The organism is Ignavibacteriota bacterium (assembly GCA_016707525.1).
GTDB lineage: Bacteria > Bacteroidota > Ignavibacteria > UBA10030 > UBA6906 > JAGDMK01.
This window is the reverse complement of sequence record JADJHP010000006.1, coordinates 238,249-253,824: the sequence shown is the minus strand read 5'-3', so window position 1 is coordinate 253,824 and position 15,576 is coordinate 238,249. Positions and strand designations below refer to the sequence as shown.

The window sequence follows — 15,576 nt, the reverse complement described above, 5'->3', positions numbered from 1 at the left end:
TGCATCATTGTTTCTTCCCGAATCCCTCAGGCACCTTCACCAGCGCCGCCACAAGGAAGCCCGGGATGGTGGAGAGCACCACCCACAGGAAGAACTGCTGATACCCGATCGTATCCTGCAGCCACCCGCTGAACATCCCCGGGACCATCATGCCGAGGGCCATGAAGCCGGTACAGATCGCATAGTGGGCGGTCTTGTGCTCCCCTTCCGCGGTCAGGATCATGAACAACATATAGGCGGTGAACCCGAACCCGTATCCCAATTGCTCGACGGCGACGGCGGCATTGATGAGGATGAAATTCTCCGGCTGCGTCTGGGACAGATATACGAATACCAGATCGGGGAGATGAATGATCAGGACCATAGGCCAGAGCCAAGATTTCAGCCCGCCGCGCGATACCACATATCCGCCGATCAGGCCGCCGATGGTCAGTGCGATGATCCCGACAGTACCATACACGATCCCCACCTCGCTGGTCGTCAGTCCCAGTCCGCCCGCCTGGCGGGGATCGAGCAGGAAGGGCTGCACCATCTTGACCAATTGCGCTTCGGCGAACCGGTAGAACAGCAGGAACGCGATGATCGGGACGATACCCTTCTTCTTGAAGAAGAGCGCGAACACCCGGAAGAACTCCGACATCGGGCTCCGGCCGGGCTCAAGGACGGCGGTGGTATCGGAGGCCGGATACGGCAACATGAATCTGTGATAGACGAAGAACAGCAGGAAGAGCGCGGCAAGGATGCCGAACGTGATGGCCCAGGCGAGATGCAGATCCCCTCCCAGTCCGGTCTCCAATTGCCCTGCGATGACGACCAGGATGCCCTGGCCGGTGATCATCGCGATGCGATAGAACGTGCTGCGGACGCCGACGAACGCGGCCTGCTGGTGCTGCGCGAGCCCGAGCATGTAGAAACCATCCGCGGCGATATCGTGCGTCGACGAACTGAACGCCATCAGCCAGAACACCGCGATCGTATACTGGAAGAACGATGGCATGGGGATGGTCAGCGCAACGGCCGCCAGCGACGCACCGATGATCAGCTGCATGGTCACGATCCAGAACCGCTTGGTCCGGAACAGCTCGATCAGGGGGCTCCACAGAGGCTTGATGACCCACGGAAGGTACAGCCAGCTCGTGTACAATGCAATGTCGGTGTTCGAGATCCCCAGCCGCTTGTACATGATCACCGACACGGTCATGACGACGACATAGGGGATCCCCTGCGCAAAGTAGAGCGATGGGATCCACGCCCAGGGGGTGCGTGTCGCGGATGGAGCACTCATTGCGTCTTCCTGTGTTCGTCTGTGGTGAGGCCGATCCGGCGGTATCCGATACGGTGCGGAACGCTTGTCGCGCCCATGGTGAACGGTTCTTCTTTCACGAACACGAACCCGATCCGTTCATACCACTGCATGGTCCGGACGTTCTGCACCATCACACCCAGCCAGATCTCGTGCACGCCGAACGCAACAGCATGGCGCTCGGCATGCTCGAGCAACAGCGACCCGATCCCTTTCCCCTGATGTCCGGGGAGGACATACAGGGATGAGCAATAGCACTTCTGTTCGTCCGGTACATGGACGACCTTCGCATAGCCGATCGGCGCACCGTGCTCTTCGACGATGAGCCCCCGGAAATCGGGGGACACCAACAGCATGGCGAGTTCATCGAGGGTGTACGCCTTGTCGAAATACGCCCGCAGGTCGGCCTCGGGAACGAACGACGCATACGTGGCGACCCACGTGGTCCATGTGATGCGGCGTATATCCTCAAGATCCCCGTCCTGCCAGGACCGGACGATCAGGCTGTTCACCATAGGGGCGTTGCGATTACGTTGATCCGTGCAGGGCGGTGCGATCCCCGTGTCATTATTTCACCAGAAGCATCTTCACCACCCCCGTGAACCCTCCCGTCGACAAACGTGCAAGGTACACCCCGCTGGCCGCCGACGCACCCGGGGTCCATTGGATCTCATGGACGCCTGCAGCTTCGCGTCCATTCACGAGCTGTGCGACCTCACGGCCAAGGACATCATGCACGGTCAGACGGACCACACCTTCGGCCGGGATCGCATAGGAGATCCTCGTCGAAGGGTTAAAAGGATTGGGAGAGTTCTGATAGAGCACGAACCGGTCGGGGATGCCCGCCGTCCCTGCAGCGATCCCCGTGACCGTGCGGCCGATCAATTGCATCTGGTCGACATTGATGGCGGTGACGTTCGAACTGCTCCCGGACACGTAGGCGAGTTCGAAGCCATCGAACCGGAGGGAACCGTCCAGCGTCCCGTTCCCTGATCCTGCTCCCAGCGTATCCACTTCAAGGTCCCACGTGAGCGCACGCCAGCCCACCCAATCGCACGTGATCCAGCGCGACACTTCGCGGTCCCCGGCTCCGTCGCGCACGGCGAACCGTATGCGGGCGCCGCTGGCATCGCCGAACACATGCGCCCGGAGGAGCGTACCATCCTTCAAAAAGCCTGTCTGCCCGAGCGGCGAAAGAGTATCGGCGGGGATGCGGACGTGCCAGGGGGCGGCCGCTGTATCCCAGACGACACGGATCCCTACGGACCCGGTGTTCCCGGTGACGTAGCCAAGGAGCCGGCCCGTTGCGGACGAAACGACAATACTGTCTGTCCCCTGCATATCGGCCGCCTGCGTCGGCTGCCGGAGCCTTGCGGTGCCGGGATCCAACGAATCAAGGACACTTGTTGTGAACGCACCCGACCCGACCGAGAAATCCCAGAGATACGACGCTGTCCCGGGCATCGTATTGCCGAGAAGATCAGCGACCCTGGTCAGACGCATACGGTACAGATTCCCGGGGAGCAGTCCATTGGGGACGTACACGGTCACGCCACCATGGCCATTGGCTTCGGCGTACTCCAGGGCCCGGAACTGGATCGAACCTGGGATCTGCTGGATGAGATAGTTCGAAGTCAGGACCGAAGCAGGGTTCAGCCGTTCATCGTACGTGATGTTCAATACCGTCACCGGCGATGTGAGCCGCACTCCGGCGTCAGGCAGTGCCGACGTGACCACCGGAACGAAGACATCAACATACTTCGTGCGGAACGACAGCACGAACGGGTCACCCCCCGTACCGTCACCATTCCCGTCGATCGGCTGTCCGGATACGGAATGCGCGCCCGTATCGATGCGGACGGTATAATTCACGTAGAATCCGAACACGCCGTCCGGATCGAACGTGACAACAGAGTTGTTGGCGTTCCACGTGAGCGTGCCGCCGATCGAGGGACTGATCGAGAATGCCGAACGCACGGAGGCGGTATCCATCGGTTTGGAGAATCCGATGGTGACGAGATTCGCCGCTGAATAGGCCGTATCGCCGTTCACCGGGACCGTTGTCACAGGAGCGGGCGCGGCAAACGATGTGAGACTGCGGTCCACGAAGACCGTCGCGCCGCGGCCCACGGTGACCTGCACGGAGTCGACCGTGTATCCGGGGGTCTCGAACCTGACGGTATACGTGCCCTGCGGCACGTTGTCGAACATATAGAACCCGTTGTTGTAGGCATCACCGGTCACCACCCGGTCGCCGGGAAGAAGCCGTACCGTGCTGAGGTTGAGGGGCTTGTTCGACGCGACATCCCCCTGCACACCCGCAATGATCCCGAGCGAATCGGGCGCGGCACCAAAGTACTGCATGAACGAATTGCGCAGCGCGTAGGACTCCATCTTGCGATAGAGGTTGTTCATCAACCGCCGGGTCTCAGGATAGTAGTCATGGAACGACCCTTCCGAAAGCTGGCCCGGCATTGCAAGGCCGTTCAGCACACCGAGATTGAACCCTCCATTCGTGCCGCCATAGAAGGTGTAGTCCAGATAGGTCCACGTGGACCGCATCGTGTTGCGCAACTTTGCCTGGATCGACGGCCCGATGATGTTGGACATCGTGACGGCCGCGGGATACTGAGGAAGGCGTGTGGTGATGTTCTCCTTCACCAGGACAAGCGTATAGTTCGTTGCGGTATTGGTGCCACCCGTCGCATTGCTGTGGATCGAGTGGAACCAGTTCACATTGTTGGCGTTCGCGAGCGCCCACCGCGCGGACAACGACGGCTCGTCGTCGGCAGGATAACTGTTGGTGTACCGTGTGAGGATCACCCATGCACCGCGCGCCTGGAGCAGCGTATCGAGCCGCAGCGCCTTCTGAAAGTTGCTCTCCGATTCCCAGAAATCCGTACCCGGGTCCGGGATCACGTGCCGGTCATTCGCAGCATTGTTGCCGCCATGCCCGGGATCGATGCAGAACTTCAGGCCGGTGAGGTCGCCGGTCTGCGCCTGCACACGCACGGGAGAGAACACAAGGACGGAACAGGCCATAAGGAGGAGGAAGAACACCGCGGCTACCCGTCCCCTTCCCTGCACGCTGCGCCGTGCGCTGCCGTTGTCGATCATCCCGTCTCCCTGCACTCCGCACGTGCGAGCCAACACCCCGTAGGGGTCTTTCGATATTCCTTCTTCCCTTGTGCTCATCGCCCCTCCTCCCGGTACGTCAGTACCAATATCTCTCCCGAAGGGGTGCATGCCAGGATCCGGTCGTCCACCGGCGAGCACACGGGCATGAGTTCGATCGCCGGCGAATCGGTCAGCCGGATGGGGCTCCCACCGTCCGGCGCAACACAATAGATGTCCGATCCGGTGATCTGTTGCCCGTCATTCTTCTCGCGCATGCAGACGATCCAGCGGCCGCTCCGCGTCCACGAGGGCGCATCGCACCTCCCGAATTCTGCCAGGATGTTGCCGGCAAGGTCCGCGACGAACATCCCGCGCGACATTTCATAGGCCACCATGCGGGTTCCGTCGGGTGACAGGGAGGGCCAGATATAGCTCCCGTTCCGGTAGGGGTCGAGGCGCAGCGGCATGCCGTCCACGACCGCCATGATCTTGGTATCCTCGATCCCGAGCACCGCTTTGCCCGTGCCCATCGCCGGTGCCATGTTCTTCCGGGCAGCCGACGGATCGAACAACACCCGGTCACCTGCATAGACAGGCGTCGGCAGATCACGGCCGGATGCCATCACCACCTGTTCGCCGGACAAAAGCTCCACCTCGACCACTTCCTGCACGCGGCGGTTCATGGACGTCCCTTCCAGCGTGCGCCGGTAGGCGACCCGGTTGCCGTCCGGTGAGACCGAGAAGCCGTACCCCGCCCCCGCATCATCACAGATCTGCTCAAGCGACCGCGTGGAGAGGGTGTATCGCCAGATCCCCCTGTAGCCGGCGGTGGTCACAAAGATCGTTGTTCCATCTGGTGAGAACTGGGGGGCACTCCAGACACGGTCCACAGGGAGGGGAAGCCGTTCCGTGGAGACGACGCGGATCTGTCCGCTCGCCGGGAGAACAAGCCCGGCGAGCAGGACAGCGATCAGACAACGCATAGTTAGTCCTTTGCTTCGGTGAGTTTCTTGAGTTCGCGGACCTTCTCATAGAACTCGGCCAGTTCCATCTCCTTCAAGAAGATCATGCCGCGTGATGCGCGCATGCGGGGATGGGGATGCTTCTGGAAATAACTGTGGCCGAGGCAGGTCTTCATCATATCGTATTGTCCGACCTGGATCTGCTGCGCGAGTTCCGAGAACGGCCCATCATGCTCGTAGCTCGGGAAGGAGGCGGCACTCTGCGATCCGAAGCAATTCATGAACGCTGTATGCAGCAGCGACAACGAATTCAGCGAAACGGGGATCAGGAGTTCCGCCTCGGAGGGACGGTAGCGGTACCACACGTTCCTGTAGCCCCAGACCCGGATGTTCGTGTTGCCGGTCTCTTTCTCGTACATCCTCAACGCTTCGGCCACTGCCTGCAGCGCCTTGTAGTGCGTGTCCGGGCCGCTCCCTTCGGGATCGAAGGCGACCGAGACGACGGTCGGGTTGACCTTCTTGATGAGCTGATAGATCGGGATCACGTCCCGGTCCACTTCGGGCTCTTCGGAGAAGATATCGCCCTTGTAGAAGCCCAGGCGGAGCGCCGAGATCGCGGACGCATCGATGCCGAAGTACGCCCAGAGGAGTTCCACCTCATATTCGCGGATGGTGCCCTTGAACAGCTGGATGTCCGGCGGATCCTTCGCACCGGGATACTGGGTGCTGAAGTACTCGTCCATGTCCCTCACCCGCAGACGCAACACACGCATGTCGCTGGTGTTGTAGACCTCGATGAGGTTGCGCAGCATCCGGCGCGCCTGTCCCTCATTCTTCATATCCACGTTGTTCGCGGCCACGCCATCCAGATACAGGAACACGTCCTCCATCTTGTTGGGTGCGCTCTTCGGATTGAAGTAGCCATCCTTCAGCATCTGGGTGAACTTCGGGCTCTCCAGATACGGCAGGAGATTCCGCACGACCGAATGGCAGAACGGATTCGACACCGCGGTGAAGCCGGACGTCAGGTTGGCGAAGTAGTGCTTATTGCTGGGGTCGCGCACCAGATGATAGATATGCGCAAGATAGCCAAGCATGATGTCGTCGTGATGTGGCTCGGTGTGCAGGAACACGGTCTCCTTCACCGGAGCGAGTCCGCGCTCGATCTTGGCAACGAGGCGTTCGGCAACGCCATGGACGAGCGCGGGGACCTGCTGGCCCGACTTCGTGAGCAGTTCCGATGCGAACCGGTCGGCCGCAAAATCCTCCGTCTGCAGTTCCGTCACGCGCTTGCCCTGGTGCACGGCGAGCTGCACAACGATATCATCGATGTCGGCAGCGGTCGCCTCCGGCTTGTTCCGGAAATCCTCGAACCGCCGCTCCACCAACCGGCTCGCCGCACCCTTGGTCAGATACATACGTCCGCCCTCGATGCTCTGGAGGACCGACGCCGGGTATTGCGGACTCGGTTTGTTCTCGATCGCATCGGCAACGATCGGCGCTTTCGCGTCGCCGGCCGCGATGACGATCGCCGTGACCGTGGGGTTGTAGGTGATGGTGGCAAGGCCGATCGTGATCACGAGGCGGCTGCGCGATATCTCGATGCCGCCGAGGTCCGATGCCGCCGCCGCCTGGGTCTCATAGTTCGTCCCGGTAAGACGCGTCACCGAGAATACGCTCGAACCGCGGACGTTGAAGGCGATGTGGCCGTCCGGACCGATGCCGCCGAGGAAGAAGCCGATCCCGCCCATCTCATGGATCCGTTTCTCGTAGTCCATGCAGAATTCATCGACGCGGTTGATGGCTTCCTTCTGCCGCCGTTCGAGGTTGGTGCGGGTCTGCCGCACGCGCAGCGAAAGGTCCACGATGTTGTTCGGGAACATCTCCTGCATCGACACACCCGGAGGAAGGCCGAGGCTCGTCGCGTCGATGAGCAGGGCGTTCTTCGGACGGAGGCCGAACCCCTTCAGGTACAGTTCATTCACATACCAGTTGAAGCTGTTCTGCTGCGTCGCGTCCATCGGATAGAACTCATCGATCTGCACGAACCGCAGGCCGTCCATCACCGGCCGGCGTGCCGTCGGGATCCCGTACGCTTCGCACTGCGTCCTGATATCGGCCTGGTCCCAGCGCTCCAGAATGCGCATCACCCACTTGATGAAGTGCTCGGGGGTCTTGCCCGTCGGAAGGGAGATCACACCGTCCGGATTCTTCAGGACCCACTCAATGAACCGGAATGCGGTCAGCTTCCCCAGCAGAGGAAAGTTCTCAACCTCGATGACCTTGATCTTTTCCGTCGGCGGATACAGGAACGACCGCCCGGTCTTGCTCAGTTCATAGGATTCAACAGTGGAAGCCGTATCATACATGTGTGCAGCCATGGGACTCCGTAGTCAGTGTGTTGGTGTAATTTTGAACTCAACCGGAAGCCGCGACAGCCAGGGGTGGATGAACGCCCCGAGCACCGCGTCGTGCTCGACCTCCGTCGGGACCGCATGGAACCGCGCGCGGAGCGGCGCGGCCAGGGAATCCCCAAAATCCGTATGTTCCCGGGCCAGATGCTCCGTATAGGCGGTCTCGATCATGCCCGTGCCCTTTTCCAGCCAGGCCTTATAGAACTCAAAGTTACCATAGAAAGCATCGAAAAGAAAGAGGTGCGTGATCGAAGCGCTCATCTCCCCTTTTTCGAGGCAAAAAGCCACAGGCCGGTACCCGCCACTGTGTGCGGAAAGCACGATCTTCGCGACCCGTGCTTCCGGAATGACCTCTTCCCGCTGCATGGTCCGGAGCACATCCTCGACCATGCGCCGCAACCCGCCCTGATCCTCCATTTTTCCGCAGAACGAGTCCCGCGCGCGATACGGCCCCTGCGGGAGCACGAGGATCGCATTGATCTTCTCATCCCCGAGAGCCTGCGGCAACATGTACCGCTCGAGGACGTTCATATTGTCGTTGCCGTGCCCGTGGAAGTGGATGATCAGGTTCACCCCGTCCGGCCCGGGCTTCAGGCCCTCCGGTACGAAGACCACGATGCTGCTGTCCATGTAATGCGGATACGCGGGATAGTGCGTACCATCTTTCTTCGTCAATCCGTTCGCCCGGTCGGGATGCGGGAATGGCGCCGCGGTTGACCGCCAGATTCCCCACTTGCCACCCGGCATCATGTTCCAGTCCACATGCGACGTCGCCACCGGACCGTTGTCATACCCCGTCATGCCGGTGAAGTGGTTCCAGATCGCCCGCGCGACGTAGCCCGCGAGAAGGATCCCCGTATTGTTGATGCCTTCGCCATGGTCCGGATGCTTGTCGATGAAGATCGCGATCGCCATGTCCAGCTTGTCCGACAGCACCAGCCCGGCATCCGTCTTGGTTTCCTGCACGAATCCGGTCTTGTGCGCCACCGCAAAACTCGCACACGACGATGCAGGGAGGAACCGCGGGACCATGTCGTCGTAGAACTGCGCTTTCAGGATCGACAGCATGTCGTCCGAGGCCCCGGGGCTCACCAGTGTCCGACGGTACAGCGCTTCCGACAGCGTCACCATGTCCTCCGGCGTCGACACGCCGATGCCGTACCGGATGCCCTCCGGGGTCCGCTGTTTCGTCTTCCAGGAGTAGAGCCTGTTCAGCAACCGCGTGTTCTTCAGCCCCACACTCTTCATCATATCATTGACATATGCGAGCCGTTCCTCGTGTGTCGTCCCCAGCCGGTCCACCACCAGGTTCGTTGCGGTGTTATCGCTGAGAATGATCATCAGCCGCACGGCATCGCGGAGCGTAATCACCGCGCCGGTATCGAGGCCTTCCAGAACACCCGACCCCTGACGCTTGTCGTCCGCCGTGAGGGTGATGGACATGTCGGGCTTCACGCGCCCTTCCGCGACAGCCTTGAAGTACGCTGCCATCACCGGATACTTGATCAGGCTTGCCGTCGGGAATCGTTCCTCGGCGTTGTACCGGATCACCTCGCCCGTACGAAGGTTCTTCGCCATCACGCCGAGATGCCCGCCGTACTGCTGTTCGAGACGCTGGATCTCCTTCAGGACCGCAGCAGGCTCCTGTGCGTTCATCGATTGAAGAGACATACCCATCACCAGTCCGATCACTATGACGATGCGTGACATGATGCCGACCCCGTGTTGTGTCAGACCTTCAGGAACCATTTTCTCTTCCACATGAACCAGACCACCAGGAACATCATCGAGATGAACGAGATCGCGAACATGAGCGATGTGTTCATCGGGCTGCCCAGGGGGGCGTACAACGTCTGGTACAGGTACGACCAGACCGAATACCTCTGTCCGTCCTCCGCCGTCCAGCGGATGAGGCCCATGGTCTTTGCGATCAGTCCGGACAGCACGAACACCGTGATGGCGTTCATGCCATAGATGACGAACGGCGTTGCCCAGGTGCGATAGCCCTTCACATCGATGAGCCAGTAGAACATGGCAAGACAGACGTTCGCCCAACCTGCCATGAAGATGACGTACGAACTTGTCCACAGCGCCTTGTTGATCGGGAACCACATATCGAGGATGGCACCCGCAAGGAGCAGGAAGTTCCCCGCCACGAACATCCAGGCGGTCTTCTCCTCGCCCGTGAGACGCGAGCGCAACAGATGCCCGGTCATGACGCCCATCAATGCCGTAGCGATCGCGGGGATGGTGCTGAAGAGGCCCTCGGGATCGAATCCCGGCACCGGCGCTCCGCGCCACGTGTGGCCTGCCAGCAGGTTCGAATCGATGAACCACGCAAGGTTCCCGGTCGGCTCAACGATGCCTGCGCCATACCCGGGGACCGGCACGAGTGCGGTCACAAGCCAGTACGACGTCAGCAATCCGACGATCCAGGCGATCTGCCCGCGAATCCCTGAATACAGGAAGATGGTGCTGGCGATCAGATAGCAGACCGCGATACGCTGCAGCACGCCGGGGATCCGGATGTGCGCCCAGGTGAAATCATGGCCCAGGGCGAGGCCGAACGGAAAGCCGTTCAGGAACAGCCCGAGGCCGAAGATGATCGCCGCACGCCGGAGCACATGGAGGAGGAGTTTCGGCTTGTCGGCCCCCTCTTCCACGCGACGCGCGAAGGAGAGGGTCATCGAGACGCCGACGATCCAGAGGAAGAACGGGAAGATGAAATCCGTGAAGGTCCATCCGTGCCATGCGGCATGACGGAGTTGCGGATAGATCGCCGACCAGGTCCCCGGATTATTGACCAGGATCATACCGGCGATCGTTGCCCCGCGGAACGCGTCCAACGAGATCAACCGCTGCTGTGATGCCATACGCTCTCTTCGGCCTTTCGGTGAATGGAACGTGAAGGGTAAAGGAAGCAGGACTCTTCTCTACTTCTTTGTGACGCCGATCCCCGGCCTGTCAGGCAACGTCACCTTGCCATCCACGATCGTTGCGCCATCGAAGAGGTCGTTCTTGATGAGCACGGCGCCGTCCAGATCGGCCCAGTCCACAAGCGGCGAGAGCTGCGCGGCCGCGGAGATCGCACACGAGGTCTCCGTCATGCACCCGATCATCACCTTCATGTCCAGTGCGCGGGCCAGCGTGATCATCTTGTGTGCCTCGCGCATACCGGTGCACTTCATCAGCTTGATGTTGACGCCGTCATACACACCCCACGCCTTGCGGACATCCGGCAGGCGCTGCACGCTTTCGTCACCGATCAGGGGCAGCGGGCTCTTTTCGCGCAGCCACACGATATCATCCACCTGCTCTTTCGGCATGGGCTGCTCGACGAACAGGATGTTCTTCGTGGCAAGCCACTCGATCATTCCGAGGGCAATGGTCTTGTCCTTCCAGCCCTGGTTCACATCCACGGAGATCGGTGTGTCCGTGACCTCACGGATGGTGTTGATCATCATCTTGTCGGTGTCGCGCCCGAGCTTCACCTTGATCACCTTGTAGATATCCGCTTCTTTGGTCTTCGCGCGGACCACCTCGGGCGTGTCGATGCCGATGGTGAAGGAGGTCACCGGTGTCTTTGTCGGATCCAGCCCCCAGATGCGGAACCATGGCTGGCCCATCTTCTTGCCCACCCAATCGTGCAATGCGATGTCCACGGCAGCTTTTGCGGCCGGATTCCCCGGGGCGATGCTGTCCACATACGCCAGCACGGTCTCGAACTCGAACGGGTCGGCGAACGTCGTAAGGTCCACCTTCGAAAGGAACGCTTTCGCCGATTCCTGGGACTCGCCGAGGTACGGTGGCATGGACGCTTCGCCGTAGCCAATGATGCCGTCCTTTTCCACCTGAACCATCATGTCCGGCGTGGTGGTGCGGGAACTCGTGGCAATGGTGAAGGTGTGCTTGAGTTCCAGTGTATACGGCGTGAAGGTCAGTTTCATGTCATTGACGGTGAAAGTGGAGGAAAAGGGAAGTGCCCGCGGATGGAACGCAGCGGCCGCACCTGCGATCGAGATCATGCGAAGGAAGTCACGGCGTGACGACGACTCACTCACGGCCGCCTCCATAGTCAGGGAGGTCTCTCAGTGGCCTTACCCCGGACGCAGGGCGTGCACCGATCACGCGGCGCGCGCGGAGGAACATCTGTTCGCGGTGCTGGCTGTAGTCGGTATCCACCGGCGCGAGGCTGTTCACGCGGACGTCGGTGGAGGCATGGATGAATCGCTTGCCGCCGAGGGAGATGGCGACATGCGTCACCCGCTCCCGCCGTTCCGGCGTCGCCTTGAACCCGAAGAACAGAAGATCGCCCGGTTTCAGATCCACGCCTCCGGTGGTGTCGACCGGTTCGCCGACATCCACTTGCTGGCTGGCATCACGCGGCATCACGACACCGTTCAGGAAGAAGACGGTCTTGATGAATCCCGAGCAGTCCATGCCCTTCGCCGATGTGCCGCCCCAGAGATACGGGACGCCGAAGAAGCGGCGTGCGGTCGTCAGAATGTTCTCCGGTGTGGGGTTCGCTTTGGCGATCCATTCGATGTACGGTGTACCCATGCTCCGGGGAAGAACTGCCGTCCTGCCGTCGGGGAATTCCACGGCGAAGGACGCCTCGGTTTCGCCGGTGAGCGCAAGCAACCCTCCCGCCACGACATCGCCGACCACCTCCGAAGAGGGGTCATCGCCGGCATGGAGGAACGTGATCTCCGTTGTCACGATCGCTTTCGGCTTCGCCGTCCATGCTTCGAACGATGCCGGGGTCATCATCTCGATCCTGTCGTCGGTCCACCCGAGGTAATCATCGGGTGTCTGCACGAAGTACCAGCCGTGTTCTTTCTTGAGGATCCGGAGCGGCGTGCCGAGGATCGCCTGCGTCGCCATTTCCGCGGCGTGGTCCGGTTTGGACCGGATATTCGCCACGCTCACGCTGACCACCCCCCTGGTGCGGTCGCCCACGATCGGCTGGGGGAGTGTCTGGATGCTGTCCTCGAACACGAATTCCTTGTGCAGCGCAAGAAACGCGAAGAGATCCTTCTTCAGCGCGATGGAGTGGATCTCGCCCCGCAGCACGACGATCTTTCCCTTCGGTTCGGGCTGAATGTCGAACACGACCGTCCTGCGGTCGGGGGCGAATTTCTGCTTCGCTTCCTTGAGGATATCGGAGAGCATGTCAGGCCCTCCGACCGCTGGACGAAGCGGTAACGCGAGAAGCAAGAAGAGCGCGGCCGCACCGAGAGAACCCGGCATATGCGACCGCACCGCGTGCGGTGAACTCATAGATGACCCTTTCGGCCTGGACATGAAACATGACAGGGAGATCCATTGGCTGTTCCGGCAATGACACAGAATCAACGCAATAATAACATACGATTAATCCGGACAAAATCACCTGCCTGCATACGGTAGACATACATCCCGCTCGCCGCACCGGACCCATCCCATTGCACGGCATATGCGCCGGCCGGCAGTTCGCTGTCCACCAGCGACGCGACTTCCCTGCCCAGCAGATCGAACACATTCAGGCGCACATATCCCGACCGCGGGACCGTGAACCGTATCGTGGTGACCGGATTGAAGGGATTCGGATAATTCTGCGCGAGTGTGTACTCGGATGGGAACTCTTCCTCTTCAACACCGGTCGCCTGGACCGTGCGGAAGCGGTACGCGATCGACCAATCGCTGGTACCAAAGGTATTGGTCGCCTTCACCCTCCAGAAGTAGATCTTGTAATTCTGCATCCCGACGGGGGAGAACGTCGTATCCACGAGACCCGCGGTGTCGACAAGCGCAGGAGCGAACGTGGTTGCGAGGGCGACCTGCACACGATACGATGTGGCCGCCGGCGCCGCGCCCCAGCGGAGCGCCGCGCTGGTCGGAATATCCAGCGCGGAGTTCGGCGGATACACGCCCAGAGCCACTGCAGGGAAGCCGCCGTAGAACACGCGCGGTGCGGAGAAGGCCGAAGCGCCCGCCGCGTTCCGTGCGCGCACACGCCAGTGCACCGCCGTCAGACCCGGATAGCCGCGAACCACCCGCGCGGTGTCGGTGACCGTCGAGTCGTTCACAATGAGCGTCCCGGCGAAGGCGGAATCCAGCGATACCTGCACGTGAGAGGACGCAACAAGTGGATCGGACTTCCAGCGCACGGTAAGGCTCTCCGGCATCTCGATGGCAAGCGGGCCGGGGCTGGCGAGCACCGGCACGGCCGGGGCGCCGATAAGCAGGATGCTGCTCGGCTCACTCTCGTTGTAATTCCTGTCGAGCGCCGTGACGACATACGAGTACGGGCCGCCCGGTGGCGGGGTCGGTGGTGTGAACGAACGCGCCCCGACCACATCGACCATATTCCGTGGATCGGCGAGCTCGGCCGGGAGCGACGGAGTATGGTTGAACCGGTACACGGCATACCGCTTCGCCGAATCGCCATCCGGCGCGCTGAGGGGCAGGTCCCAGAGGATCGCGGCAGGGGCGGATGGGGAGATCTTCTCATACCGGATATTGCGCGGCATGAAGGGCGCGATGGTATCCTTCCACATCATCTGTGGCAGGAGCGCCGGGCTGCTGTACATCCCCAACCGCAGCGAATCGGCGAATCCTTTGGTGTTCTCGATGAGGCCCAGTGCCGCCCGGAAGTAGACCTCGCCCTGGATCTTCGCATTTCCCCGGTTCACGCGGACCTGCGAGAGGATCTCGGACGCCGGCCAATCGCCGGAGCCGGACGACATCCTGTAGGAAGCGAGCCCGGGGTACAGATGCCGCCCGTTCCGTGCACAGGAGTCGGCCCACCAGGCGCTCAACTTCAGGTAGTCCTGACTCCCGCCGATCTTCCAATACAACTGCGGTGTCAGGTAGTCCACACTCTTCTGGTGCAGCCAGGCGATCGCATCGCCATAGATGGAGCCGTACGCATCAAGCCCGGTGATCCCCGGGGGGACGCCGTTCTTCCATATGCCGAATGGACTCATGCCGAATTTCACATAGGGCTTGATCACGTTCACGCTGTCCATGATCATCTTCATGAGCAGGTTCACATTGTCGCGCCGCCAGTCCCCGATGTTCGTGAAACCCCGGGGATAGGCCGTGAACGTGGCTGCGTCCTCGGTGGAGATGATCGGACTGTAGGGATAGAAATAGTCATCGGCATGGATGCCGTCCACGTCGTACCGGCGGACGATGTCTGCAGCCACGCGGGCGACGAACTCGCGGACCTGTTCGAGGCCCGGATTCAGGATGCGGAGATTGGAGCTCGGGAAAGTCAGGATCCAATCGGGATGCTGCACATAGACGTGGCTCGATGCGAGCGGATACCTGTTGATCGCCTTCTCAGCACGGTACGGATTGAACCAGGCATGGAGTTCCATCCCCCGTTTGTGTGCTTCCTGAACCGCATACTCCAGCGGATCATAGAAGGGCGACGGCCCGCTCCCCTGGGTGCCGGTCAGATGATACGACCATGGTTCATAGGGTGATGCGTACAGTGCGTCGCATTCGGGGCGTACCTGGAAGATCACGGTGTTGATACCCGCCGCCTTCATCCCGTCCAGCAGGACGAGGAGCTGGTTCTTCTGGTTCTGCGGCGTGTCGCCACGCACCGGCCAATCAAGATTGTCCACCGTGGCCAGCCATGCTGCACGGAATTCACGTTTGGGGGGCGTCTGGGCAGAGAGCACACCGGACACCAGAGACATCAGCAGGACGAGAACGGTACAGCGGACGATCATGGACATGGATACAGCCCCTTACAAAACCGGTTTCGGAAACGATCCGTCCGTCGTCG

10 protein-coding genes are annotated in these 15,576 nt (G+C 61.0%); all 10 read right to left on the bottom strand.

Annotation, left to right across the window (positions count from 1 at the left end):
• Positions 1 to 4 precede the first annotated feature (4 nt).
• The 10 genes from IPI01_11525 to IPI01_11480 all read right to left on the bottom strand — a co-directional run bounded on the left by IPI01_11525 (position 5) and on the right by IPI01_11480 (position 15,526).
• Positions 5 to 1,285, bottom strand: a complete 1,281-nt coding sequence (locus IPI01_11525) for an AmpG family muropeptide MFS transporter (GenBank protein ID MBK7258408.1) — start codon at positions 1,283 to 1,285, stop codon at positions 5 to 7.
• On the bottom strand, positions 1,282 to 1,818 hold the full coding sequence (locus tag IPI01_11520) for a GNAT family N-acetyltransferase (GenBank protein MBK7258407.1): 537 nt from the start codon (positions 1,816 to 1,818) through the stop codon (positions 1,282 to 1,284). Before IPI01_11520 ends, IPI01_11525 begins: the two co-directional genes overlap by 4 nt.
• 52 nt (positions 1,819 to 1,870) lie before the next feature.
• Complete coding sequence (locus tag IPI01_11515; protein MBK7258406.1) at positions 1,871 to 4,498, bottom strand: N-acetylmuramoyl-L-alanine amidase; 2,628 nt, start codon at positions 4,496 to 4,498, stop codon at positions 1,871 to 1,873.
• Positions 4,495 to 5,403: a PD40 domain-containing protein gene (locus IPI01_11510; protein MBK7258405.1), complete on the bottom strand. Its 909-nt coding sequence runs from the start codon at positions 5,401 to 5,403 to the stop codon at positions 4,495 to 4,497. The genes IPI01_11515 and IPI01_11510 overlap by 4 nt, the downstream gene beginning before the upstream one ends.
• A gap of 2 nt (positions 5,404 to 5,405) precedes the next feature.
• Positions 5,406 to 7,763, bottom strand: coding sequence for a 6-phosphogluconolactonase (locus IPI01_11505; GenBank protein ID MBK7258404.1), 2,358 nt, complete (start codon positions 7,761 to 7,763; stop codon positions 5,406 to 5,408).
• Between the two features lie 12 nt (positions 7,764 to 7,775).
• A complete protein-coding gene (locus IPI01_11500) occupies positions 7,776 to 9,506 on the bottom strand; it encodes a serine hydrolase (GenBank protein MBK7258403.1) in 1,731 nt (576 codons plus the stop codon).
• A 20-nt stretch (positions 9,507 to 9,526) separates the two neighbouring features.
• Entirely contained in the window at positions 9,527 to 10,669 is a 1,143-nt protein-coding gene (locus tag IPI01_11495; protein MBK7258402.1) for a DUF5009 domain-containing protein, read from the bottom strand.
• A 60-nt stretch (positions 10,670 to 10,729) separates the two neighbouring features.
• Positions 10,730 to 11,869 (bottom strand): dipeptide epimerase, encoded by a 1,140-nt coding sequence (locus tag IPI01_11490; GenBank protein ID MBK7258401.1) that lies wholly within the window; start codon positions 11,867 to 11,869, stop codon positions 10,730 to 10,732.
• On the bottom strand, positions 11,850 to 12,968 hold the full coding sequence (locus IPI01_11485; GenBank protein MBK7258400.1) for a C40 family peptidase: 1,119 nt from the start codon (positions 12,966 to 12,968) through the stop codon (positions 11,850 to 11,852). Before IPI01_11485 ends, IPI01_11490 begins: the two co-directional genes overlap by 20 nt.
• A 179-nt stretch (positions 12,969 to 13,147) precedes the next feature.
• On the bottom strand, positions 13,148 to 15,526 hold the full coding sequence (locus IPI01_11480) for a family 10 glycosylhydrolase (protein MBK7258399.1): 2,379 nt from the start codon (positions 15,524 to 15,526) through the stop codon (positions 13,148 to 13,150).
• Positions 15,527 to 15,576: the final 50 nt, after the last annotated feature.

What these genes read in the sequence shown, in the direction of transcription:
- IPI01_11515 (MBK7258406.1), bottom strand. Translation starts at nt 4,498, where the DNA reads ATGAGCACAAGGGAAGAAGGAATATCGAAAGACCCCTACGGGGTGTTG.
- IPI01_11505 (MBK7258404.1), bottom strand. Translation starts at nt 7,763, where the DNA reads ATGGCTGCACACATGTATGATACGGCTTCCACTGTTGAATCCTATGAA.
- IPI01_11490 (MBK7258401.1), bottom strand. Translation starts at nt 11,869, where the DNA reads ATGGAGGCGGCCGTGAGTGAGTCGTCGTCACGCCGTGACTTCCTTCGC.
- IPI01_11500 (MBK7258403.1), bottom strand. Translation starts at nt 9,506, where the DNA reads ATGTCACGCATCGTCATAGTGATCGGACTGGTGATGGGTATGTCTCTT.
- IPI01_11495 (MBK7258402.1), bottom strand. Translation starts at nt 10,669, where the DNA reads ATGGCATCACAGCAGCGGTTGATCTCGTTGGACGCGTTCCGCGGGGCA.
- IPI01_11525 (MBK7258408.1), bottom strand. Translation starts at nt 1,285, where the DNA reads ATGAGTGCTCCATCCGCGACACGCACCCCCTGGGCGTGGATCCCATCG.
- IPI01_11480 (MBK7258399.1), bottom strand. Translation starts at nt 15,526, where the DNA reads ATGTCCATGATCGTCCGCTGTACCGTTCTCGTCCTGCTGATGTCTCTG.
- IPI01_11485 (MBK7258400.1), bottom strand. Translation starts at nt 12,968, where the DNA reads ATGCTCTCCGATATCCTCAAGGAAGCGAAGCAGAAATTCGCCCCCGAC.
- IPI01_11510 (MBK7258405.1), bottom strand. Translation starts at nt 5,403, where the DNA reads ATGCGTTGTCTGATCGCTGTCCTGCTCGCCGGGCTTGTTCTCCCGGCG.
- IPI01_11520 (MBK7258407.1), bottom strand. Translation starts at nt 1,818, where the DNA reads ATGGTGAACAGCCTGATCGTCCGGTCCTGGCAGGACGGGGATCTTGAG.